Origin of the sequence: Blattabacterium cuenoti (assembly GCF_014251795.1) — a bacterium.
Lineage (GTDB): Bacteria > Bacteroidota > Bacteroidia > Flavobacteriales > Blattabacteriaceae > Blattabacterium > Blattabacterium cuenoti_AB.
In genome coordinates, this window is record NZ_CP059201.1 from 26,374 (window position 1) to 50,884 (window position 24,511).

Here is a 24,511-nt window from a genome sequence, read left to right on the forward strand (position 1 = left end):
GATAATATGACTATGACTTTAAATATTAAAAACATATATAAAAAATATAAAAATAAATATATAATAAAAAATGTTTCAATTCAATTAAATCAAGGAGAAATCGTGGGATTGTTAGGCCCTAATGGAGCAGGTAAAACAACTTCTTTTTATATGATTGTCGGTTTAATTAAACCAGATAAAGGAAAAATATACCTTGAAAATCAAGATATTACATTTTATCCAATGTATAAACGTTCTAAAAAAGGAATAGGGTACTTATCTCAAGAACCATCTATATTTAGAAAATTATCTGTAGAAGATAATATTTTATGCATATTAGAAATGCAAAAAATTTCAAATCAAAAAAGAAAAATAATAGTAGAAAAACTTATTGAAGAATTAGGATTACAAAAAATCAGAAATAATCGTGGAGATCTTATTTCTGGAGGAGAGCGAAGACGTACAGAAATTGCTAGGTGTTTAGCTATAAATCCTAAATTTATTCTTTTAGATGAACCTTTTTCTGGAATAGATCCAATTGCTATAGAAGAATTACAAAAAATAATTTTATCTCTCAAAAGGAAAAATATAGGGATCTTAATTACAGATCATAATGTACAGGAAATTTTTACAATAACAGATCGTATTTATTTAATGTTTGATGGAACAATAATCAAGTGTGGATATACAACAGAAATTATGCAAGATTCTGTAATAAAAAAAATTTATTTGGGAAATCGAATTATCAATTGTCAAATCAAAAATGAATCATCGATTTAATGGACCAGAAGTAGGATTATTTCTAAATGGGGAAATTCCTCCTTTTTTAGAGTTAAAAAAGGAATTTTATTTTTATAAAAAAATATTTGCCGTAGATGGAGCTTATTATTATTTAAAGACATTCGGAATTTCAGTAGACTATGTTATTGGGGATTTAGATTCTATAGAAAATAATATTTATTTAAAAACCCATTTATTGAAAACTCCTGATCAAAGATTCACTGATTTTGATAAAGCTTTAAATATTATTTATAAAAAAGGATTTTTTAACATAAATGTATGGGGAGGAAGTGGAATGGAACAAGATCATTTTTTGGGAAATCTATCTGCAGCTTTAAAATATAAAAATAAATTATCTATTATATTTCATGATAAATATCATTTTTATTTTTTTTCTGAAAAAAAAACTTCTTTTTATCAAAAAAAAAATAAAAAAATATCTCTTTTCCCATTTCCAAAAGTAGAAGAATTATCTACTTATGGTCTCAAATATTCTATAAAAAAAGGATTTTTAAAAATAGGAAAAAATATAGGAATTAGAAATGAAGCTCTTAGTAATGAAATAAAAATAGATTACAAAGAAGGTGAATTATTAATCTTTATAGAAAAATAATAGAGAAATATGTTACTTACAATTTTTTGATCATATTTTTCACATAGTTTGCAGATTTTTTCAAAATCTGATTTTCTTCTTGATTTAATTGCAATTCTACGATTTTTTCTATTCCATTTTTTCCTAGAATCACAGGAACTCCTAAACATATATCTTTAAATCCATATTCTCCTTTTAAAAAAGCAGAACATGAAAAGATACGCTTAGAGTCTTTTAAAATACCTTCTACCATTTGCACTACAGAAGCACTAGGGGCCATCCAAGCAGATGTTCCTAATAGATTAACGATTTCTTCTCCTCCCTTTTTTGTTTTTTCTATAATTACATCATTTTCTTCTTCTGACAAAAATTCTTTTATAGGAATTCCTGATACAGATGTATATCTGTATAAAGGAACCATTGTGTCCCCATGTCCTCCTAATAATAAAGATTGTATATCAATAGGTGATATGTTTAGTTTTTTAGATAAAAAAAAACGATATCTAGCAGTATCTAATATTCCAGCCATTCCAATTATACGAGAGGAATCAATTTTTGCCGTTATATAACTCACATATGTCATAATATCTAATGGATTTGATACAACGATCAATTTAGTTTTTGGAGAAAAAAAAATAGATTCTTTTATTACAGAACGAATAATTTCTGCATTGATCTTAACAAGATCATCTCTACTCATGCCAGGTTTTCTTGTAATTCCACAAGTAACAATAATAATTTCCGAATTTTTCGATTTTAAATAGTCATTTGTAATTCCAATCACTTTGGTATTTGAATTAATCACAGAAAGCATTTGAGATATATCCAAGCTTTTTCCTTCTGAAATTTTTTCTTTAATGTCTAACAAAACAATTTCTTCTACTATATTTTTTTGAGCTAATAAACTTGCACAAGAAGCTCCCACATTTCCTGCACCAACAATGGTTATTTTCATTTTATTTTTTTATTTAGATAAATTTGTAATTTTTAAATATAAATACAATTTTTATTTTAGTATGAAAGAGGATAACATTCAAAGAGAAAAATTTTCTTCTCGACATATAGGATCATCCTGTAATGAAATTAATAAAATGTTGAAAGAATTACAATATTTTTCTATGAAAGATTTTGTGAATAAAACCATTCCAAAAAAAATACGTTTAAAAAGAAAATTAAATATTCCAAATTCCATTTCCGAATATCAATATTTAAATCATATTTATAGAATAAGTAAAAAAAACAAAATTTATCGTTCTTATATAGGGTTAGGATATAAAAATACTATCACTCCAAGTGTTATTCAAAGGAATATTTTAGAAAACCCTAATTGGTATACTCCTTATACTCCATATCAATCAGAAATATCTCAAGGTCGTTTAGAAGCTTTAATTAATTTTCAAACTATGATTTCAGATTTAACAGGAATGAAAATAAGTAATGCTTCTATGTTAGATGAATCAACAGCTGCAGCTGATGCTATGTTTATGATTTACCAAGAAAAAATTAAAAAGAAACAAATAGATAACAATCACTATTTTTTTATTTCTAATGAAATTCTGCCACAAACTTTTTATGTTCTAAAAACAAGATGTTTTGGATTAGGGATTCATTTCATATATGATTCTCATCACAATTTAAAAACAAAATACAATAATAAAAAAATATTTGGATTAATAATATCTTATCCTTCTAGTTTAGGAGAAATATATGATTATACTGAAACAATTGAATATGCCAAATATCATAAAATATCGGTAATAGTATCGACAGATATTTTATCTTTATCCCTATTGAAACCTCCTGGAGAATGGGGTGCTGATGTTGTTATAGGATCCAGTCAATCTTTTGGTGTTCCTATGGGTTATGGTGGGCCTCATGCTGCTTTCTTTTCTACTCATGAACAATATAAACGTTTCCTTCCTGGTAGAATTATTGGAATATCTGTAGATCGAGAAAATCAGAAAGCTTTTCGTATGGCTTTACAAACAAGAGAACAACATATCAAAAGAGAAAAAGCTACTTCTAACATTTGTACATCACAAGTCCTACCCGCTATAATGGCTTCTATGTATGCTTTATATCATGGAAAGAATGGATTAATAAAAATAGCAAAACGTATTCATAAATATGCTAAAGAATTAGAATTTTTATTGATTAATAATATCAATTCTATTTTTCAAGTAAATACTTGCTATTTTGATACTATTAGAATTAAAATAGAAAATGTAAACAAAATAAAAAAAATAGCGGAACGTAGAAAAACTAATTTTAGATATATAAATAAAAATTATCTAACTATTACTTTAGATGAAACATCTTCTAAAAAAGATATAAACCATATTTTATCAATTTTTTCTGAAGTAGAAAGTAGTGTCAAAAATAAAAAAATAAAGTATCATACGGATATTGATAAATATAAATTCCCTGTTTCTTTAAAAAGAACTTCTAATTTTTTCAAAAATAAAATTTTTTCTAAATTTTATTCAGAAAATGAGTTGATACGTTATATAAAAAGACTAGAGAAAAAAGACATTTCTTTAACTCATTCTATGATTCCTCTAGGATCATGTACTATGAAATTAAATGCTTCCACAGAATTATTGTCTTTAAGTCAGCATGAATGGAAAAATATGCATCCTTTTGCTCCTTATCAACAAGCAATGGGGTATCATTTCATTATTAAAAATTTAAAGAAATATTTGAAAGAAATTACTGGATTCTCTGGTATTTCATTACAGCCTAATTCAGGAGCTCAAGGAGAATATGCTGGTCTTATGGTCATAAAACATTATCATTATTCATTACAAGAATATAAAAGAAATATAGCATTAATTCCTTCTTCTTCCCATGGAACAAATCCTGCTTCAGCAAATATAGCTGGAATGAAAGTGATATTAGTATCTACAAAAAATGATGGATCTATTGATAAAAATGATTTATTAAAAAAAGTAAAAGAAAATGTAGATTCATTATCTGTATTAATGATCACTTATCCTTCTACTTATGGTATATATGAAAGTAATATTCAGGATATTATAGATATTATTCATGAAAATGGAGGACAAGTTTATATGGATGGAGCAAATATGAATGCTCAAGTTGGATTGATTAAACCAGCAGATTTAGGAGTAGATATTTGTCATCTGAATCTTCATAAAACTTTTGCTATTCCACATGGAGGAGGTGGTCCTGGTATGGGGCCTATTTGTGTAGCTTCACATTTAAAACCTTTCTTACCAAATCATCCTTTTCAACAAAAAAAAAATAGTAAAGAAAAAATATTAACTATATCTTCTTCTCCATATGGTTCTTCTCTAATTTTAACAATTTCTTATGCTTATATTCGTTTGTTAGGACCGGATGGTCTCAGAAAGTGTACAGAAATATCTGTGTTAAATGCTAATTATATAAAAGAAAAATTAAAAAAATTTTATAACATATTATATGTGGGGGAAAATAATACTGTCGCACATGAATTAATTATAGATTGTAGAATTTTTAAATATGTGGATATAGATGTTATGGATATCGCAAAACGAATGATGGATTATGGATATCATGCTCCTACTATATCTTTTCCTGTTGAAGGATGTATGATGATAGAACCTACTGAAAGTGAATCTAAAGAAGAATTAGATCGTTTTATTGAAACTCTTATCAAGATAAGACAAGAAATTAAAGAAATTGAGGATAAGAAATTTTCCAAAAAAAATAATGTATTTAAAAATGCTCCACATAGTATCAGTATTTTGACTAAAAATGAATGGAATTATCCTTATAGTAGAGAAAAAGCAGCTTATCCTTTAGATTGGATTAAAAATAGAAAATTTTGGCCTCCAGTCAGTCGTATTGATGATGGATATGGAGATAGAAATTTAATATGCACATGTATATAAAAGGTTCAATTAAATATAAATAATCAAAATGTTTCGAATTTTGAATATGGAGTAACATGAATAGAGTCAAATAAATTTCTTTCATATTTAAGTAATCCTGTAATAGCAATCATGGCTCCATTGTCAGTAGCATATTCTTTTTTAGGAATAAAAATTTCACATTTTTTATTTTTTTTTGCAAACGACATAAATGTTCGTGTAATTTCATAATTAGCAGAGACCCCTCCAGCCAAAGCAATTCTATAAATACCAGTTTTTAAAATAGCTTTTTGTATTTTTTCTAAAAGGATCTCAGCTATAATTTTCTGGACAGAAGCACAAATATCAGATAAATTTTTTTTTATGAAAAATGCATTTTTTTTTAATTCTTTTCTTATAAATTGTAATACATCACTTTTGAATCCACTAAAACTAAAATCTAATCCACCTACTACAGGTTTTGAAAAAACAAATTTTTTATTATTTCCATTTTTAGAAAAAAATTCTATTACAGGACCACCTGGATAATAAAATCCCAATATTCTAGCAATTTTATCTAAAGTTTCTCCTACAGAATCATCTAAAGTAGATCCTAATACTTCCATTTTAAAAAAATCATTTACTTTTATAATTTGAGTATGTCCTCCACTAATAATTAAACCTAAAAATGGAAATTCTGGATAAGAATTATTAATATTTTTTTGTATGAAATGAGATAATATGTGAGCTTGTATATGATTAACAGTTAATAGAGGAATTCCGAGCCCCATAGAAAATGATTTTGCAAAAGAAGTTCCAACTAATAAGGAGCCTATTAGTCCTGGTCCTAAAGTAAAGGAAACTGCATCAATTTGATCTTGATTAATTTCTGCTGAATAAATAGCTTGTTTAACTGCTTTTGTAATATTCATATCATGTAATCTTGAAGCTAATTCAGGAACAACTCCTCCATATTTCTTGTGAATTTTTTGATGAATAATAATATTAGATAACACTTCTCTATTTCTCACAATAGAAACGCCTGTATCATCACATGAAGACTCAATCCCAATAATTATTGGTTTTTTTTTCATAAAAAAATAACAATATCTTTGAAAATGAATTATGTTTTTAAAATTTCAAAAAATAAGAATCCTTATTTTTTTTTTAGGATTATTTTTTCTTTCTATTTATAATAAACAAAAAATAGAAGAAAAAGTATCCACATTTATTTTGAATACTTTTTTTAAAAAAGTCAGAAATCACTTTCATGAAAGAATTATTATAAAACATGCTTCTATTAATTTCTTAAAAAAAGAACTTGTTTTTTATGATGTCAAAATTTTGGATCACCATTCTTTTTCTTTTATTCATTTTTCTAAATGTAAAATACATATTCATAACTTACTTTATTTTATTTTTATAAATTCACAATATTTAATCATAAAAAATATTGTCGTTGACAATCCTTCTTTTTTTATAAAAAAATATTTACGAGAAAAAGAAAATAACATTCTTTTTTTTATAAAAAATTTTCTGATCCATAAAAAATTCAGTCAGAACTACTTTATGACCTGTTCTAAATTAATAATCAATAAATCTAATATAAAATACAAAAATTATAATAATTATAATCAAGAATTTCAATCTTCCTTTTCCAGCTATATAAGAAATATTCGTATTGATAATTATCAAATTAAAGCTTCCATTTCATCTCTTCAATCAAAAGGATTATTTAGAAAAAAAAATGTTTTTATAAAAAACCTATTTTGTAATTTAATATATTATTCCACTTCCAAAAGACTGGAAGTTAATAATTTTTTATTAAAAACACCTAATAGTTATTTAAAAGGATATATAACTTTATTTCAAGATAAAAAAAATAAAATACCAAAAATAGACATGCGGTGTAAAATTTTTGAAGGATCAAAATTAGGTTCAGATTTAGGTATTTTTTTTTATAAAAAATGGAATTTTGACTATAAAATATTCGTTCGATGTTTTATTTATGGTCAATTTTACCATAAAAAAAAAGTATTATTCTTTTACAACGTTTTGATAAAAGATTCATACAAAAACAAATTATATTCAAGTCAAATTCATGCTATTTATATAAATCAAAAATTGAAAAAAATAGATTTTTTAAAAGTTTATATCCAATTCAATCTTTCCTAAACATATTAGGAGGAAAATTTTATATTAATTATAAATCAAAAATTCAATTCAAATAAAGTAAAGTAAGAGGAAGAATTACAGGAAAAAAATACAAATTTATTGATAAATTTTGCAGATTTTATCTGCTTATACTTCTTATTTTATTTTTATAGATCCATGCTGATGATTTTTTTTCACATCCAAAACTACTATACTCATTCAATGGGATTGATAAATGCAAAAAAATTTACTTTTTTTTAAAAGAAAATCAAATATTAGGATGAGGAAAGTTTATTGTAAAAAAAACCATGTTATAAAAATTTTTTTATCATAACAAAAATGTAAATTATTCTGCTTATTATAAAAATCATTGTTTATATAGTTTTTTTTTACTCCGACTCCAATCAAAAAAGAAAAAAATGTAAGTGAAATTATGAAATTTTTTCTATTATAGAAACATCGAATTTAAACTGAAAAACAAGAATCTATTTCTTCAAAATAAAGTTTTGTATCTTGGTATTTTTAATACCTTTATTCGAAAAATATAATAAAAATATAAAACAATGATCCTAAGATATAATACAGACGAAATTGACAATACTATTGTCAAAAAATTAAATATAAATGCTAGAACCCCCTATACCGAAATTAGCAAACAAATTAGTAAAGAAATCAAGCCATTATCTGTTGGAACAGTTCATGTTAGAGTAAAAAAATTAGAAGATGCAGGAATCATAAAGGGAAGTACTTTAATTATAGGATATGAGTCATTAGGTTTTCATCTGATAGCTTTTGTAGGGATTTTATCAGATTCTCGTGAATCTAAATTAGTAAAAGAAGAATTAAAAAAAATTCCAAATATAGTCCAGTTATATATCACTTCAGGAAAATATAATCTTTTTTGTAGAATTATAGCTAAAGATCCTTCAGATGCAAGAGACGTTATTTCTAAAATAGGAGAAATCAAAGGAGTACTTAGAACAGAATCTACTATTTGTTTAGAAGAAAGTATAAATGATGAAAATCGATTATTGTCCAACATATTACAAAAAAATAAAACATCTTATAAAAAAACAATATAATAATATAAAAACTATTAATTATTATTATATATCATTTCAATGTGAAATATCTTCTTTTTCTTTAAAGAAAAAAATTCATCCTTACGAAAAAATTGCATATACTCCAATTTTTTTAGGTGATGGCTAATTACTTCAAGTTTTATAATAAAAACATTGCATATAAAATTTTAGTTATAACTATTGCAATCTTATTATTGACATTTTTATTCCCAAAAAAAGAAATTTTTAAATATGAATTTTTAGAAGGAAAAATTTGGTCTCATGGAGATTTATTCTCCCCATTTAATTTTTTTGTTCCAAAAAGTAGTCAGGATATAGATTTGGAAATTCAAAATATAAAAAATAATCAAGAAATATTTTGTATTAAAAATAATAAAGTAGCAAAAAATCTAAAAAAAAATCTAAAAAAAAATTTCTTCATAAAAAAAAATAGACACTATTACAAAATAATTTATAGAATAATCAATACAATATACAAACATGGATATATAAAAGATTATAAGAATTTGAAAAAAAAAGATTATACAATTTTTTTAAAAAAAGATAAAAAATGGACACAAATTTTATCCAAAAAAATTTTTACTCATACTAAAGTGAACAATGTTATTGACAAAAATTTTAGGATAAAAAATTATCGTTCAAAAATTATAAAAAGAATTTTAAAAAAAAATATTACTCCAAATTTATTTTACAGTCAATATTATACTGATTTTTTTTTGAAAAAAAAAATGCAATCTATAAAGAAAAACCAATATTTTTTTATAAAAGGAGATAATATTATTAATAATAATGAGATTATAAATAAAAAAAAATTTCAAATTTTATCTTCTTTCAAAAAAGAATATGAAAAAAAAATATGGAACAAAAAAAAATACTATTGTCTTATTACAGGATATTTTTTAATAATAAGCATGATATTTGTTATATTCATATTATATATTTTTTATTTTGAAAATAAAATATTTCAAAATAATAGAGAAGTAAATTTTTTAATTATAAATATATTATTCATATCGTTAATAACAATTACAATTTTAAAATATCATTCTAAAATATTATACATAATTCCTTTTTGTATCCTACCTATAAGTATACGTGCCTTTTTCAATTTTAACTTGAGTATTTTTATTCATTTAATAACAATTTTATTGTTATCCTTAATTACACCAAATCGTTTTGAATTTATTTTCCTTCAAATTACTGCAGGTTTTTTAGTTCTTTTTACAAAAAAAAACATTTATAAAATGGAAAATTTATTTTTTGCTTCTGCAAAAATAATGATTACTTATATTATTACCTTTAGTTTGCTTACTTTAATACGTGAAGGATCTTTAGAAAAGATTTCTTTCTATACTTTTTACTTATTTTTTTTTAGTGGAATATTAATTTTATTTGTTCATCCATTAATATTTCTTTTTGAAAAATTATTAAATTTAACTTCAGATATTTCTTTGTTAGAATTATCCGATACGAATACTCCTGTATTAAGATTATTATCTAAAAAAGCTCCAGGAACTTTACAGCATGTTTTAACAGTAGCAAATCTTGCAGAAGAAGCAGCTGTAGCAATTGAAGCTAATTCTTTATTAGTAAAAATAGGAGCAATTTATCATGATATAGGAAAAATTGAAAATGCTAAATTTTTTACAGAAAATCAACACAATATTATTGATCCTCATCAAAAATTAAGTCCAAAAGAAAGTGCAAAAATTATTTTAGAACATGTATCAATAGGAGTAGAACTTGCAAAAAAATATCATTTACCTGATCCTGTTACTGACTTTATACGGACTCATCATGGAAATAGTATTGTTCATTATTTTTATGAAAAACAAAAAAAAATATATCCAAATCTAAAAGTAGATAGAAAGAAATTTCAATATTCTGGTCCAAAACCATTTTCAAAAGAAACTGCTATTGTTATGATAGCTGATTCTGTAGAAGCGGCTTCAAAAAGTATAAAAAATCCATCTAATGCAGATCTGGAAAATATAGTAGAAAATATCATAAAAAAACAAAAAATAGATAATCAATTTTCTAACGCAGACATTACTTTCAAAGAAATAGAAAAAGTCAAAAAAGTTTTAAAGAAAAAATTAAAAAATATTTATCATACCAGAATAGAATATCCGAATTCATAATTATTTGTTTATTTAATAGATCTCCTTTAGATTTGTATCTTTTTGAAGATTGGAGAATTGCCGGAGTGGTTAACGGAACAGTTTGCTAAACTGTCGGTATGTAAATACCGCGTGGGTTCGAATCCCACATTCTCCGCAAAAAAAAAGAAAACGGGGTATAGCGTAGTTTGGTTATCGCGCCTGGTTTGGGACCAGGAGATCGTAGGTTCAAATCCTGCTACCCCGATATTTATCTTTATTGAAGATCACGTGGCTCAAAAGGATAGAGCAACTGCCTTCTAAGCAGTAGGTTACAGGTTCGAATCCTGTCGTGATCATTTTTTTCTTTCTAGGACTTCATCTATCATTCCATATTCTTTAGCTTCTGTGGAAGTCATCCAATAATCTCGGTCTGAATCTTTTTCTATTTTTTCAATAGGATGTCCTGAATGATTCGATATAATTTCATAAAGCTCTTTTTTTAATTTTAATATTTCACGAACTGTTATTTCAATATCTGAAGCCTGACCTTGTGTTCCTCCTATGGGTTGATGAATCATAATTCTAGAATGTTTTAATGCAGATCTTTTATTTTTTACTCCTGAACAAAGCAATATAGCAGCCATAGATGCAGCTATTCCAGTACAAATAGTAGCAACATCAGGTTCCACTATTTGCATAGTATCGTATATACCTAATCCAGCATAAACATCTCCTCCTGGAGAATTGATATATATTTGTATATCCTTAGCAGGATCTACAGATTGTAAAAATAATAACTGAGCTTGTACTATATTTGCGACCTGATCTTCTATTGCCGTTCCTAAAAAAATAACTCGATCCATCATTAAACGAGAAAAAACATCCATTTGAGCTACATTTAATTTTCTCTCCTCAACAATATAAGGAGTCATAAATTTAATATATTCATCAATTGTCAAGCTATTAATTTTTTTATGCTTTATAGCATATAACATAAATTCTTTTGATTGATTATGATAATCCATTTTTTTGATTTAAAAATTTATCAAATTTACTTTCTTCCATCTAAAAATTTTACAAAAAAAAGTTGATTCATGCATAAAAAAAATGTAGAAATTAGAAATTTTAATATAAAAAGTATTGATCTCATATAAAAAATTAGTAACACAAACAATTATATACTCTATAGGATTTCTATTTCCTAGAATTATTAATTATGCTTTTTTAAAATTTTTTACTCTCTCCTTTAAAAAAGAAGAATTTTCTCTTTACACAGATATGTATGCCCTATCTTTTATGATTATAGGGTTTCTTTCTTTCGGATTAGAAAATACTTATTTTAGATTTTTGTATAAAAAAAATTACAGTAAAGAAACTGTTTTTTCAACGGGTTTTATAATACAATTGATCATAAGTTCTTTCTTCTTAATAACATCCATATTTCTAACAAAATATATATCTTCCATCACTGGATATCAAAATCATTCAGAATATTTTTTAATGTTTTTTTTTATTATATTTTTTGACACAATTTGTATCATTCCCATGGCTTGGCTTCGTGTAAATGATAAACCCATCCAATATTCTGCAATAAATATAATAAATATATTAATACAATCATTTATAATAATGTATCTATTTTTTTGTCATAACAATACTTACGATAAAAAAACTTTTTTTTTTATATGGGTTAATTCTTTTACAGATAAAATAGGTTATGTATTTTTTGCAAATATGATTTCTTCTTTGAGTAATTTATTTTTAATATTTCCTATTCTTTTTCAGAAATTTACTATTAAAAAATTTAATAAAAATCTTGCGATTAATATGTTAAATTATGGTATTCCCATTATGTTAGGAACTGTAGCTTTTTCTATTAATGAGAATTTGGATAAAATTTTGATTAAAAGATTGATTTCTGATGAAATTAATGGATCTTATTCCGCTTGTTATAAAATAGCCACTTTTATGAATCTATATATTAGAATTTTTAAATTAGGAATTGAGCCTTTCTTTTTTAAGAAATCTAAAGATACCGATGCAATATATTATTATGAAGAAATCACCTATGTATTTATTTTATTTGGATTAATTTTTTATGTATTAATATGTGGAAATATTAACATATTTATGAAATTTTTGATTGATGAGAAATATCATATGGCGATTTCTATTATTCCCGTAATAATGATGGGAAATCTATTTTTAGGAATTTATACTAATTTATCTATATTTTATAAAATTTTAGATAAACCTATTATTGGAACTTATATATCTTTGGTCGGTGTATTAATTACTTTTTTATTTAATGCCGTTTTTATTTTCATTTTTAATAATCTTTTTATAATTCCTGCTTGGGGTACTTTTATATCTTATGGAACTATGTTGATAGTTCTATATTTTTGGGGTAAGAAAAATTTTTTCAAATTTTGTGGTAAAAAAATAAAAAACATAATAATTCATTTTTTATTTTCACTTTTTATTGTTTTTTTAATAAAAAAACAACTTCGATTAAGTTTTTTATTACAATTTTTATATTTAATAATTATTTTTGTTTTTGAAAAAAAAAGATTGATTAATTTAATAAAATAAATTTTGTATCAAAAAATCTGTCAATCGACTTTAATTGCTAATATAAAAAAATCTATTTTCATTAATTCTTTGGAAAGAAAATTGATATCAACAGGTGTTTTTGTTAAAATTTCAAAATCTATCAGATATTCTTTTTTTGTTAGAAAAAAATTTCTACAATCTATTTGTATAATTCATCTCACAAAAAATAAAAAACATTCTTTATATAAATATAAAGAAGTTGAAATAAAAATAATTGTAATTAATATTTTTTTTCAAAACATAATAATTGAACCTTATCAAGCATTAATAATATTAGATATAGTTAAAAATGTTAAAATAAAATGGAAAAAATGTTCAATTTTAAATCAAAGTATAAGAGGTAATAATAGTTTTGGAAGTACTGGAATATAAAAGAATAGATATGAAAATTATAATTCCCATGGCTGGAAAAGGATCACGACTTCTTCCACATACTTTAAATACTCCTAAACCATTAATGTCTATTGCGGGAAAAACAATTTTAAAAAGACTGTTGGATAGTTTATCTAAAATCATTCAAGTTTTTTCCATACAAGAAATTATTTTTATTATAGGAAATTTTGGTCGAGAGGTAGAAAAAAAATTAATCAATTTATCTCATGATTTAAATGTGAATCCCATTCTATATTATCAAATTATTCCACTTGGAACTGCTGATGCGTTGTTAAAAGCTAAAAAATCTTTAACAGGGGAACCGATTATTGTTGCTTTTTCTGATTCTTTATTCTATCACAATTCTTTTGATCAAGAAATAACTCATCAAGTAGACAATATTATATGGACAAAAAAAGTTAAAAATCCTCATTTATTTGGAATTGTAAAATGTGATTCATCAGGAATAATTACTCATTTTATAGAAAAACCTAATAATTATATATCAAATCTCGCAATTGTAGGTCTTTACTATTTTAAAAATAGTTTTCTTTTAAAAAAAGAATTACAAATTCTATTAGATTATGATATAAAAAATAAGGAAGAATATCAATTGACATCTGCTCTAGAAAATATGAGAAAAAAAGGAAATAAATTCGTGAATCAACAAGTTCAAGAATGGATGGATTTTGGAAATCAAGAAAGAACTATATCTTCAAATTCAAGAATATTATCTATTGAAGCAAAAAATTCAGAATTAGTTCATGAAAAAGTTATTATAAAAAATAGTTTGATTCTTAAACCTTGTTCAATAGGAAAAAATACTACTATTGAAAATAGTATTATAGGTCCTTATGTTTCAATAGGAAAATATTCAAAAATAAAAAATAGCAACATAAAAAAATCTTTAATTCAAGATTATACAGTAATTCAATATGCAAATTTAGGTCACTCAATTATAGGAAATCATTCTATTTACATAGGAGAAAAATATAAGAAAGTCAGTTTGAGTGACTATTCTAGTTACAGATAAATTAAAGATTCATAATTTTTTATATATATTTGAAAAAAAAATTCCATGTACATGGATTTTATTTCTTGTTTTTCTATGCTACTTGGTACTTTTGGTACCACAGAAATTGTGGTTATTGTCATTCTTGCTCTCTTATTATTTGGAGGGAAAAAAATTCCAGAATTGATGAGAGGGTTAGGTATTGGATTAAAAGAATTCAAAAAAGCCTCTGAAGCTTCTGAATCTGAAGAAGAAAAAAAAGATTCAGAACCTGAGAAAAAATAATACTTGAAATTTTTCTTTCTGCATTTTTCGTTTATTTATTAGTATTTTTTTTCTAAAATTTTAGAAACTAATCAATATTGTAATGGGAACGAAAACGACAAGGAATATTATGTTTTTTGTATTTATATTAAAAAGCTTGGTAATTCAATCTGCATCAAAACCATTTTTAGAACAAAAAAATGTAATCAATTTTCATAAAAAAATTTATAGTCAAAAATTAGATTTAAATAATATACATACGGAGAAATTATGGGATAAAATGTTAGAAATAAAAAGAAAATCTTTTCATGAACATGAAAAGAAATTATTTCATAATCATCATCATAGAAAAAATATTCTTATTACCAATATAAGTTCTGAAGAACTAAGAATGAAACTCAATTTTCTAAATCAAAAATCTCAAATTAAAATATTAAGATACAATACTATTGTACATGCCTCTGTAGAGAGTTTTCTTCGTATGGAAAAATATATAGGAAAAATCATTTCATTATCAGAGTTTTATTTTCCTATGTTTGAAGAAAAATTTGATAAATATCGTCTTCCGAAAGAATTAAAATATTTAGCTATTATAGAATCAAATCTAAATCCTATTGTAACTTCTAAAGCAGGAGCTAAAGGGATTTGGCAATTTATGCCTGGAACTGGAAAAATATACAATCTTCATATTAATAAGATTTACGATGAAAGAAATGATCCTATAAAATCTACAGAAGCAGCTTGCCGATATTTAAAATTTTTATATAAAAAAATAGGAAATTGGGAATTAGTTCTAGCTGCTTATAATGCAGGACCCGGAACAGTGGATAAAATATTACAACGTCACAGTCACAATAAAAAGAATTTCTGGGAATTATGGGAATTTTTTCCTAAAGAAACCCAAAATTATATTCCTAAATTTATTGCTATCAATTATATCATGAATTTTTACAGAGAACATAATATTCCATTCTATACTCACAAATATAAATATAAAGAAACTATGTTAATTCCTGTAAAAGAAAAAATTTCTTTAAAATTTTTAGCTTATAATCTAAATATTTCTTATCAAGATTTAATTTTCCTTAATCCAAAATATCTTGTAGACCGAATCCCTTCCGGTAACAAATTAAGAATTCCTAAAAATAAAATTTTTCTTTTTAAAAAAAAAAGAAGGTTTTTTTAGGAGAAAAAAAAAATTAATTTTCAAAATTATGAACGAAAAAATTGAACAAAAAAGAAAATCCTTACAACTTGTATTGGAAAAGATGGATAAAATATATGGAAAAGGAACTGTCATGAAAATGGGAGATTCTAATATGGAAAATTTAGAAATTATTTCTTCTGGATCTTTAAGTTTAGATATTGCTTTAGGAATCAAAGGATTTCCAAAAGGTCGTATTGTAGAAATATTTGGACCAGAATCTTCTGGAAAAACAACTCTAGCTTTACATGCTATAACTCAAACTCAAAAAAGTGGAGGTTTTGCTAGTTTTATTGATGCAGAACATGCTTTTGATCCTATTTATGCGAAAAAAATAGGAGTAGACGTAAAAGAATTAATAATATCTCAACCAGATAATGGAGAACAAGCTCTTGAAATTGTTGATAACTTAATTAGATCTGGTGTAATGGATATAATAGTAGTTGATTCTGTAGCAGCTTTAACACCTAAAAGTGAAATAGAAGGAGAAATGGGGGATTCTAAAATAGGATTACAAGCAAGATTAATGTCTCAAGCTTTGAGAAAGCTAACTTCTAGTATAGGAAAATCTAAAAGCATACTTATATTTATCAATCAATTAAGAGAAAAAATAGGAGTTTATGGAAATCCAGAAGTGACTACCGGAGGTAATGCTTTAAAATTCTATTCATCAATACGATTGGATATACGAAAAGGAAATCATATAAAAAATGGAGAAAAAATATTAGGAAATAGAACAAAAGTCAAAGTTGTAAAGAATAAGTTATCTCCACCTTTTAAAATAGCTGAATTTGATATTATGTATGGAGAAGGAATTTCAAAAATTGGAGAAATTTTAGATATAGGAGTAGATTTAGGAATTATTAAAAAGAATGCATCTTGGTTTAGTTATGAAGATATCAAATTAGGACAAGGAAGAGATTCTGTAAAAGAATTTTTAAAAGAAAAACAAAATATTATAAATAAAATACAAGAAAATATATATAAAAATATTATATGAGAATTACTTTTTTAGGGACCGGAACATCTCAGGGAATTCCTCTTATTGGGTCTAAACATCCAGTATGTTTATCTAAAAATTTAAAAGATAAAAGACTTAGAAGTTCTATTTTAATTGAAAAAAATGGAAATAATTTTTTAATAGATTGTGGACCAGATTTTCGTTATCAAATGTTAAGAAATAATTATGAAAAATTAAATGCAATTTTTATGACACATGAACATCATGATCATATAGGAGGATTAGATGATATAAGACCCATTCATTTTAAAATGAATAAACCTATTCCTATTTATGGATTACGTAGAGTTATAGAAAATTTAAAAAAAAGATTCTTTTATCTTTTTCATAAAGATAAAAAATCAAACATTTGTAGAATTTCCGTTCATGAATTAGATGATTATAAAAAAGAATTTTTTGTAGAGAATTCTAAAATTTTTCCTTTATTTATATGGCATGGATATCTTCCTATTTTAGGATTTCGTGTAGAAAATTTTGCGTATATAACAGATGCTAGTTCTATTCCTATTTATACAATACAAAAATTAAAAGGACTAACTATTTTAGTTTTAAATATATTAAGAAAGGGGAGAAAGGGGACAGACAATTCTTTTTCTATCATGCTTTATGAAACTTTAAAGATTATTCAAAAAATTTGTCCTAAAAAAGCTTATTTGACTCATATTAGTCATACATTTGGATTTCATGAAGAAATTGAAAAACAATTACCCAAGAATGTATATTTAGCCTATGATAATTTAATTATATATATATGAATCAATTAAATATAAATCTCAAACATTATAAGTAAATGCAAGTAAAAAAAATTTTTTTTTCTCCAAAAATCACTGCTTTTTTATTCTTGTTATTTGCTTTATCTATGGCTGTAGCTACTTTTATAGAAAAAAAATATTCTACAGATGTAGCAAATATATTTATTTATGAATCTGTTTGGTTTGAAACTATTATGTTTTTTATTATAATAAATTTAATTGGAAATGTCTGGAAATATAAATTATGGAATTATCAAAAATTACCTTTGTTTATTTTTCATTTATCATTTATATTAATTTTTCTAGGAGGAATTTTTTCTAGATACTTCAGTTTTGAAGGAACGATGTCTATAAGAGAGGGTGAAATTAATGAAAAAATTCTTTCTAAAAAGAATTACATCAAATTAAAAATAAGTAAAGATTCTTATACTAGATTTTATCATGATCCTTATATTTTATCTTCTTTTCATAATGAATATGAAGGAAAATTTAATTTTCAAGAAAATCCTTTAAAAGTAAAAGTTGTGGATTATATTCCATGTGCGAAAATAATTCTATCAAAAGAACAACCAGAAGAAAAAATTATAAAAATAGTTTCAAATAATCAAAAAGGAAGAACCGAATATTTTCTAAAAAATAAAGAAATAATTAATGTAAATGGTGTTTTATTTTCTTTTAATAAAGAAATCCCTTTTGGGATTAGTATTTTCGAAATAAAAAATAAACTTTATGTTAAATCATCTTTTTCAGGAAAGATCATTGACATGGTCAATCAAAAAATCGGATTTTTATTAAAAAATAATTTTAACATACTGAAATTAAGAAATTTATATCAAGTTGATATTAATAAAAATCATGAAATAATGCAATGGGTTATTCCTGATGGAATAGTAAAAGGAAAATTAAAATACGTACAATCATGTAATCGTGAAAAAGATAAAGAAAATAATGAATTAAATGCTATTACTGTCAAAATTTTTTTCAAAAATCAATATAAATTGATCACATTTTTAGGAGGAAAAAATGCGACAAATATGAGTTCTCCTCTGTTTTTCAATAATCATTATAAAATATCCATCGGATATGGATCTATTTTTTGTAATCTTCCTTTTTTTTTAAAATTAAAAAAATTTAAAATCAAAAATTATCCAGGTTCCGAATTTCCATCTCATTTTATGAGTTATGTAACATTAATTGATAATAATAAGAAAAATGATTATTTAATTTATATGAATAATGTTTTGAATTATAAAGGATTTAGATTTTTTCAATTTGGATATGATCCTGATAAAAGAGGTACTCATTTTTATGTTAATAATGATTATTTAGGAACATATTTTTCTTATATAGGTTATATTATTATGAGTATAGGAATGTTTCTTACTGTATTTTGGAAAGGAACTAGATTTAGTTTTCTTAAAAAGAAGTTGAAATCTTTATCTTATAAAAGATATTCGATATTATTTTTTTTATTATTCTCATTCAGTATTCATCATTTTGGATTTTCTCAAACTTCCAAAATTCCCCATGAAAAAAAAATTCTTTTAGAAAATGTTTCTGATGTGATTCATATTCCTAAAAGACATAGTGAAAAATTTGGACGTTTATTAGTACAAGATTATAAAGGAAGGATCAAGCCTATTAATACGATTGCTATTGAATTACTTAGAAAAATACATAAAAAAGATTCTATACAAAATTTAAATGCTAATCAATGGTTCATATCTATACATCAAGATAATATTTTTTGGACAAAAATTCCTTTTATTAAAGTTGATAAAAAAGGGGGATATCAATTTTTAAATAAAGTAAAAGCAAATAAACATTTTTATGTTTCTCTTATAGATCTCTATTTGATCGATTCGAAAACTTCAAAACTAAAATATCTTTTTCAAGAAGATTATGAACGAGCTTTCTCTAAAAATCCTATTCAAAGAAATGAATATGACAAAGCTGTTATTAATCTGAGTGAACGTGTAGGAATAATACATGAAATTTTTCAAGGAAAATATATACGTATTTTTCCTATTCCTCATGATACAAATCACACTTGGTCTAGTTGGATCATTTCAAATTCAAATAAACTGAATCCTTTAGGTTTATCTATGTTTAATAATTATCTTAAATCTTTGTTATTTTCTCAAAATGAGAAAAATTGGAATATTGCAGATAACGAAATTGAAAAAATACGATTATATCAAATTAAACATGCTAAATCTATTTTACCTTCAGAAAATAAAATATCTACAGAAATTATTTATAACAAATTAAATCTATTTTATAGATTATCTTTTTTATATGCTTTATTTGGAGCAATTATTATTATTAATTCTTTTTTGATGATTTTTTTAGAAAAAAAATACATGTATTTCTTTTCTAAAATATTTATTTTTATTTTATTTTTTCTATTTATTATAAATTTATTAGGATTAATTTCTAGATGGTATATTTCCGGACATGCCCCATGGACTAATGGATATGAATCATCAATTTTTATTAGCTGGTGTTTAATTGGTATAGGATTTTTATTCTGTAAAAATCAATTTGTTACAGGAATCACATCTTTAATTTCTTCTTTCTTACTCATGATTGCACATCATGGAAACGCTATGGATCCAGAAATAACTAATCTAGCTCCTGTTTTAAAATCTCATTGGTTGATAATACATGTAGCAACAATAACATCCAGTTATGGTTTTTTTTTAACAGGAGCTTTATTAGGAATTTTAGTATTAATTTTTTTTATATTAAAAATGTGTTTTTATAATTATAGTGAAATGATTCATATTCATATTGAAAAATTAACTATTGTTAATGAAATATGTTTGACTATAGGACTTTTTTTGTTAACCATAGGAACCTTTTTAGGTTCTGTTTGGGCTAATAATAGTTGGGGGCGTTATTGGAGTTGGGATCCTAAAGAAACTTGGGCTTTAATTAGCATTATGATTTATGCTTTTGTATTACATATTCGTCTAATTCCACATTTAAGAAGTATATACACTTTTAATTTATTCAGTATATTATCAGTTAGTTCCATTCTAATGACTTTTTTTGGTGTAAATTACTATTTATCTGGACTGCATTCTTATGCGAAAGGAGATCCTACTTCTATACCTGATTGGGTATATTATAGTTTTATAATTTTATTAATTATCGCAACTTTATCTTATTATTCATTCAAATTTCATAAAAATATAAACAAACAGTGAATTTTCATTCTGATTTTTTGAGAAAATATTTGAATAAAAAAAAAAGTACCCTCTTTAGAGATGCATTTGGAAATTGGCATTTTATAAAACGTTTTTTAATTTTTACTTTTGGATGTATTTCTTACAATCGTTATAATGGATTTAATCAGTTACATTTAGAAGGGACTGAATATATCAGAAAATTACCTGATAAGAAAGTTCTTTTTGTATCTAATCATCAAACTTATTTTGCAGATGTTTTCGCTATGTTTCATGTATTTTGCAGCATAAAAAATGGTTTTATTAATAGTATTAAAAATCCGATTTATCTTTTAAATCCTAAAGTAAATTTATATTATGTAGCAGCCAAAGAAACAATGGATCATAATTTTTTGACTAAATTATTTACTTATTCAGGAGGGATTACAGTAAAAAGAACTTGGAGAGAAGGAAATAAAAAAATTAATCGTTCCGTAGATGTATCTGAAATCACTCGTATGGGTATAGCTATAAATGATGGTTGGTTAATCACTTTTCCACAAGGAACTACTCAAGCCTTTGCTCCCGGACGAAGAGGAATTGTTCATGTAATCAGAAAGTATAATCCTATTGTTGTTCCCATTGTAATAGATGGATTTCATAAAGCTTATGATAAAAAAGGAATTCGAATTAAAAGAAAAGGAGTTTTGCAAAAAATGAAATTCAAAAAACCTATTCAATTAGATTTGAAAAAAGAGACAACAGATACTATAATGGAAAAAATTATGGATGCTATTGAACAATCTCCTAAATATAGAAAGAATAATAATCATTATCATGAGATATAAATTAATAAAAGATACATTTCTCAGTTTTTTTGAAAAAAAAAAACATAAAATTATTCCTTCTTTTCCCATTTATTCTGAAAAAGATCCTACCCTTCTTTTTGTTAATGCTGGAATGAATCCTTTTAAAGATTATTTTTTAGGTCATTTAAAACCTGAATATAAAAGAATAGCAAATATTCAAAAATGTCTTAGAATTGCTGGAAAACATAATGATTTGGAAAATGTTGGATATGATAATTATCATCATACAATGTTCGAGATGTTAGGAAATTGGTCTTTTGGAGATTATTCAAGAAAAGAAACTATAGAATGGGCATGGGAATTATTGATTCAAATATATAATATTCCAAATAAAAATATTTATGTATCTGTTTTTGTTGGAGATAAAAAAGATAAATTATCTATGGATAAAGAAACTTTTAAATATTGGAAAGCTTTAGTTCATGAAAATAATATTCTTTTTTTTGGAAAAAAAGAAAATTTTTGGGAAATGGGATCAACAGGACCTTGTGGTCCTTCTTCAGAAATTCATGTAGATTTTCGAAACGAAAAAGAAAAAAAACTATTACCTGGAAGGTTCCTGATTAACAAAAAACATCCTCAAGTTATAGAAATTTGGAATCTTGTTTTTATAGAATTTACGCGTAAATCAGATGGAACATTAGAGAAACTCTATACGAAACATGTAGATACAGGAATGGGATTAGAAAGATTGTGTATGATTTTACAAGAAAAAATATCTAGTTATGAAACTGATATTTTTTATCCTATTATTCAGGATATAGAATATTATTTAGGAAATATTTATAATCAAAAAAATTTCTATCAAAAAGTATCTATACAAATTATAGCAGATCATTTGAGAGCTATTGTTTTTTCTATTTCTGATGGATTATTGCCATCAAATAACGGAGCAGGTTATGTAATAAGAAGAATACTCAGAAGAGCTATTATTTTTGCAACACGTTTTTTATCCAAAAAGGAACCTTTTATTTATAAATTTGTAGATTCTTTAGTAAAAGGAATGAAAAATTCTTTCCCAGAATTAGAAAAGAAAAAGATATATATACAAGAGATTATTAAAGAAGAGGAATTATCATTTTTTAATGTAATTGAAAAAGGAAGTAAGAAAATTCAATATATAATTTCTGAACATAAAGAAAAAAATAAAAAAATTATTGATGGAAAAAAAATTTTTCAGTTATATGATAGTTATGGATTTCCAGTAGAATTATCTAAAATTTTTGTTGAAAAAAATAATTTATTTATTGATGAAAAATCATTTCAAAATAAGTTGTTAGAACAACAAGAAAGATCAAAAAAAGAAAAAAATTCAGTTATAAAAAAAGATTGGATAGAAGTACATAATCATTTCGATAAAGATCCAATTTTCGTAGGATATAATTCTATGGAATGCGATGTTTTTATATCTAAATATAGAAAAATAGAGAATAAATTAAAAAAAACTCATTATTATGAATTGGTTTTTTCTAAAACCCCTTTTTATCCTGAAGGTGGAGGACAAGTGGGAGATATAGGCATTATAGAAAATAAAATTGAAAGAATTGATATTTTTGACACTAAAATAGAAAATTCTATTATTATACATTGTGTTCTAAAATTACCTTCAGATATTTTTTCTTCTTTTAAAGCCATAGTAAATAAAAATATAAGATCAAAAATTGAAAAAAATCATACTGCTACTCATTTATTACACTTTTCTTTGAAAAAAATTTTAGGAAGTCATGTTCAACAAAAAGGTTCTTATATAGGATATGAATATTTAAGATTTGACTTTTCTCATTATAAAAAAATAACCATACAGGAATTGCAAAAGATAGAAAATTTAGTTCAAGAATTAATTTTCTCTGATTTTTTATTAAAAGAAAAAATATATCATTCTTTACAAGAAGCTAGAAAAAATACTCATTTTGATAAAATGAATGAAATGTTTGAAAATAAATATAAAAAGGAAGTTCGAGTTATTACATTTGGAGAATGTTCTGAATTATGTATTGGAACACATGTTAAACATACTGGATTAATTCAGGTTTTTGAAATATTATCAGAATATTCTATATCGCATGGAATACGTAGAATTAAGGCTATAACTTCAAAAAAAGCAATTCAATATTTAAAATATATTCGTGATCAATTTCAATCTTTAAAAAAGATAATGAAATATCCAGAATCTCCGATAAAAAGTTTTTCACTTTTAAAAAGTCATAATGAAAAATTAAAACAAGAAATATCAAAAATTTCTTTACAAAAAATTAATCTGTTAAAAAAAGAATACGTTTTAAAAACTATAGAAATAGCATCTATAAAATATATATGCGAAATTGATATAGATCCTCATAAAAGAAAGGAAATAAATATTATGAAGAAAATAGTTTTAGATTTAAAACATGAAATTCATAACTTATTTATGATTGTAGGATTTTTGACAAATGAAAAAGTAATTGTTTTTATATCTATTTCTGAATCTATTATTAGAAATCATAATATTCATGCTCATAAAATCATATGTACAATGGCTTCTTATATACATGGAAAACATTGGGGAAATTCTTCTTTTGCTACAGCTATGGGGGTAAAAAAAAATGGATTAAATTTAGTTTTAAAAGAAGCATTAGCATATAAAAGTTTTTTAAAAAAAAATAAACTTTAGATAGATATTTAAAATGTTTAAATTTGAAATAAAAAGATAGT

At 24.0% G+C, this 24,511-nt stretch carries 19 protein-coding genes and 3 tRNA genes; 19 read left to right on the top strand and 3 right to left on the bottom strand.

Features of this window, described 5'->3' with window-relative positions; all coding sequences use genetic code 11:
* Positions 1 to 12: 12 nt before the first annotated feature.
* Positions 13 to 759 (top strand): LPS export ABC transporter ATP-binding protein, encoded by a 747-nt coding sequence (gene lptB / locus H0H55_RS00110; protein WP_185861546.1) that lies wholly within the window; start codon positions 13 to 15, stop codon positions 757 to 759.
* Positions 743 to 1,372, top strand: coding sequence for a thiamine diphosphokinase (locus tag H0H55_RS00115; protein ID WP_185861291.1), 630 nt, complete (start codon positions 743 to 745; stop codon positions 1,370 to 1,372). The genes lptB and H0H55_RS00115 overlap by 17 nt, the downstream gene beginning before the upstream one ends.
* 16 nt (positions 1,373 to 1,388) lie before the next feature.
* Here the strand turns inward: H0H55_RS00115 and mdh are convergent, their stop codons facing one another.
* Positions 1,389 to 2,306 carry a malate dehydrogenase gene (gene mdh / locus H0H55_RS00120; protein WP_185861292.1) on the bottom strand — a complete coding sequence of 306 codons (918 nt, stop codon included), beginning with the start codon at positions 2,304 to 2,306 and terminating at the stop codon, positions 1,389 to 1,391.
* Positions 2,307 to 2,367: 61 nt separating this feature from the next.
* Between mdh and gcvP the strand changes: the two genes are divergently transcribed.
* Positions 2,368 to 5,247 carry an aminomethyl-transferring glycine dehydrogenase gene (gene gcvP / locus H0H55_RS00125; protein WP_185861293.1) on the top strand — a complete coding sequence of 960 codons (2,880 nt, stop codon included), beginning with the start codon at positions 2,368 to 2,370 and terminating at the stop codon, positions 5,245 to 5,247.
* A gap of 23 nt (positions 5,248 to 5,270) precedes the next feature.
* On the opposite strand, the gene tsaD is transcribed toward gcvP, so the two are convergent.
* Positions 5,271 to 6,299 carry a tRNA (adenosine(37)-N6)-threonylcarbamoyltransferase complex transferase subunit TsaD gene (tsaD, locus tag H0H55_RS00130; protein ID WP_185861294.1) on the bottom strand — a complete coding sequence of 343 codons (1,029 nt, stop codon included), beginning with the start codon at positions 6,297 to 6,299 and terminating at the stop codon, positions 5,271 to 5,273.
* A 31-nt stretch (positions 6,300 to 6,330) separates the two neighbouring features.
* Between tsaD and H0H55_RS00135 the strand changes: the two genes are divergently transcribed.
* The 6 genes from H0H55_RS00135 to H0H55_RS00160 all read left to right on the top strand — a co-directional run bounded on the left by H0H55_RS00135 (position 6,331) and on the right by H0H55_RS00160 (position 10,899).
* The gene (locus tag H0H55_RS00135) at positions 6,331 to 7,380 is read left to right on the top strand and encodes a hypothetical protein (protein ID WP_185861295.1); all 1,050 of its coding nucleotides are present in this window, start codon (positions 6,331 to 6,333) and stop codon (positions 7,378 to 7,380) included.
* 542 nt (positions 7,381 to 7,922) lie between these two features.
* Complete coding sequence (locus H0H55_RS00140) at positions 7,923 to 8,441, top strand: Lrp/AsnC family transcriptional regulator (RefSeq protein ID WP_185861296.1); 519 nt, start codon at positions 7,923 to 7,925, stop codon at positions 8,439 to 8,441.
* A 119-nt stretch (positions 8,442 to 8,560) separates the two neighbouring features.
* Positions 8,561 to 10,582, top strand: coding sequence for an HD family phosphohydrolase (locus H0H55_RS00145; RefSeq protein ID WP_185861297.1), 2,022 nt, complete (start codon positions 8,561 to 8,563; stop codon positions 10,580 to 10,582).
* 51 nt (positions 10,583 to 10,633) lie between these two features.
* Positions 10,634 to 10,718, top strand: a tRNA-Ser gene (locus H0H55_RS00150).
* Positions 10,719 to 10,733: 15 nt separating this feature from the next.
* Positions 10,734 to 10,808: transfer RNA gene (locus H0H55_RS00155), tRNA-Pro, on the top strand.
* Between the two features lie 17 nt (positions 10,809 to 10,825).
* Positions 10,826 to 10,899: transfer RNA gene (locus H0H55_RS00160), tRNA-Arg, on the top strand.
* Here the strand turns inward: H0H55_RS00160 and clpP are convergent.
* Positions 10,897 to 11,568, bottom strand: coding sequence for an ATP-dependent Clp endopeptidase proteolytic subunit ClpP (gene clpP / locus H0H55_RS00165; RefSeq protein WP_185861298.1), 672 nt, complete (start codon positions 11,566 to 11,568; stop codon positions 10,897 to 10,899). The two genes, H0H55_RS00160 and clpP, sit on opposite strands and share 3 nt — an antisense overlap.
* Positions 11,569 to 11,683: 115 nt before the next feature.
* Here clpP and H0H55_RS00170 point away from each other — a divergent pair, with 115 nt between their 5' ends.
* The 10 genes from H0H55_RS00170 to alaS all read left to right on the top strand — a co-directional run bounded on the left by H0H55_RS00170 (position 11,684) and on the right by alaS (position 24,470).
* Positions 11,684 to 13,135, top strand: a complete 1,452-nt coding sequence (locus H0H55_RS00170) for a lipopolysaccharide biosynthesis protein (protein WP_185861299.1) — start codon at positions 11,684 to 11,686, stop codon at positions 13,133 to 13,135.
* Positions 13,136 to 13,138: 3 nt separating this feature from the next.
* Positions 13,139 to 13,528: a dUTP diphosphatase gene (locus tag H0H55_RS00175; protein WP_185861300.1), complete on the top strand. Its 390-nt coding sequence runs from the start codon at positions 13,139 to 13,141 to the stop codon at positions 13,526 to 13,528.
* A 10-nt stretch (positions 13,529 to 13,538) separates the two neighbouring features.
* Positions 13,539 to 14,561, top strand: coding sequence for a sugar phosphate nucleotidyltransferase (locus H0H55_RS00180; protein WP_185861301.1), 1,023 nt, complete (start codon positions 13,539 to 13,541; stop codon positions 14,559 to 14,561).
* A gap of 45 nt (positions 14,562 to 14,606) precedes the next feature.
* Positions 14,607 to 14,825 carry a Sec-independent protein translocase subunit TatA/TatB gene (locus H0H55_RS00185; protein WP_394798761.1) on the top strand — a complete coding sequence of 73 codons (219 nt, stop codon included), beginning with the start codon at positions 14,607 to 14,609 and terminating at the stop codon, positions 14,823 to 14,825.
* A 109-nt stretch (positions 14,826 to 14,934) separates the two neighbouring features.
* Positions 14,935 to 15,990 (top strand): lytic transglycosylase domain-containing protein, encoded by a 1,056-nt coding sequence (locus H0H55_RS00190; protein WP_238784165.1) that lies wholly within the window; start codon positions 14,935 to 14,937, stop codon positions 15,988 to 15,990.
* Positions 15,991 to 16,018: 28 nt separating this feature from the next.
* Complete coding sequence (recA, locus tag H0H55_RS00195) at positions 16,019 to 17,008, top strand: recombinase RecA (RefSeq protein WP_185861304.1); 990 nt, start codon at positions 16,019 to 16,021, stop codon at positions 17,006 to 17,008.
* Positions 17,005 to 17,784 carry an MBL fold metallo-hydrolase gene (locus H0H55_RS00200; protein ID WP_185861305.1) on the top strand — a complete coding sequence of 260 codons (780 nt, stop codon included), beginning with the start codon at positions 17,005 to 17,007 and terminating at the stop codon, positions 17,782 to 17,784. Before recA ends, H0H55_RS00200 begins: the two co-directional genes overlap by 4 nt.
* A 35-nt stretch (positions 17,785 to 17,819) precedes the next feature.
* On the top strand, positions 17,820 to 20,993 hold the full coding sequence (gene ccsA, locus H0H55_RS00205) for a cytochrome c biogenesis protein (protein ID WP_185861306.1): 3,174 nt from the start codon (positions 17,820 to 17,822) through the stop codon (positions 20,991 to 20,993).
* Between the two features lie 29 nt (positions 20,994 to 21,022).
* On the top strand, positions 21,023 to 21,799 hold the full coding sequence (locus tag H0H55_RS00210; RefSeq protein ID WP_185861547.1) for a lysophospholipid acyltransferase family protein: 777 nt from the start codon (positions 21,023 to 21,025) through the stop codon (positions 21,797 to 21,799).
* Positions 21,789 to 24,470, top strand: a complete 2,682-nt coding sequence (gene alaS, locus H0H55_RS00215) for an alanine--tRNA ligase (RefSeq protein WP_185861307.1) — start codon at positions 21,789 to 21,791, stop codon at positions 24,468 to 24,470. The genes H0H55_RS00210 and alaS overlap by 11 nt, the downstream gene beginning before the upstream one ends.
* Positions 24,471 to 24,511: the final 41 nt, after the last annotated feature.

Coding starts and splice junctions, on each gene's coding strand:
- recA (WP_185861304.1), top strand. CDS start 16,019: ATGAACGAAAAAATTGAACAAAAAAGAAAATCCTTACAACTTGTATTG.
- ccsA (WP_185861306.1), top strand. CDS start 17,820: ATGCAAGTAAAAAAAATTTTTTTTTCTCCAAAAATCACTGCTTTTTTA.
- H0H55_RS00140 (WP_185861296.1), top strand. CDS start 7,923: ATGATCCTAAGATATAATACAGACGAAATTGACAATACTATTGTCAAA.
- H0H55_RS00115 (WP_185861291.1), top strand. CDS start 743: ATGAATCATCGATTTAATGGACCAGAAGTAGGATTATTTCTAAATGGG.
- mdh (WP_185861292.1), bottom strand. CDS start 2,306: ATGAAAATAACCATTGTTGGTGCAGGAAATGTGGGAGCTTCTTGTGCA.
- H0H55_RS00185 (WP_394798761.1), top strand. CDS start 14,607: ATGTACATGGATTTTATTTCTTGTTTTTCTATGCTACTTGGTACTTTT.
- clpP (WP_185861298.1), bottom strand. CDS start 11,568: ATGGATTATCATAATCAATCAAAAGAATTTATGTTATATGCTATAAAG.
- H0H55_RS00190 (WP_238784165.1), top strand. CDS start 14,935: ATGTTTTTTGTATTTATATTAAAAAGCTTGGTAATTCAATCTGCATCA.
- alaS (WP_185861307.1), top strand. CDS start 21,789: ATGAGATATAAATTAATAAAAGATACATTTCTCAGTTTTTTTGAAAAA.
- gcvP (WP_185861293.1), top strand. CDS start 2,368: ATGAAAGAGGATAACATTCAAAGAGAAAAATTTTCTTCTCGACATATA.
- H0H55_RS00200 (WP_185861305.1), top strand. CDS start 17,005: ATGAGAATTACTTTTTTAGGGACCGGAACATCTCAGGGAATTCCTCTT.
- H0H55_RS00135 (WP_185861295.1), top strand. CDS start 6,331: ATGTTTTTAAAATTTCAAAAAATAAGAATCCTTATTTTTTTTTTAGGA.
- tsaD (WP_185861294.1), bottom strand. CDS start 6,299: ATGAAAAAAAAACCAATAATTATTGGGATTGAGTCTTCATGTGATGAT.
- H0H55_RS00180 (WP_185861301.1), top strand. CDS start 13,539: ATGAAAATTATAATTCCCATGGCTGGAAAAGGATCACGACTTCTTCCA.
- H0H55_RS00145 (WP_185861297.1), top strand. CDS start 8,561: ATGGCTAATTACTTCAAGTTTTATAATAAAAACATTGCATATAAAATT.
- lptB (WP_185861546.1), top strand. CDS start 13: ATGACTTTAAATATTAAAAACATATATAAAAAATATAAAAATAAATAT.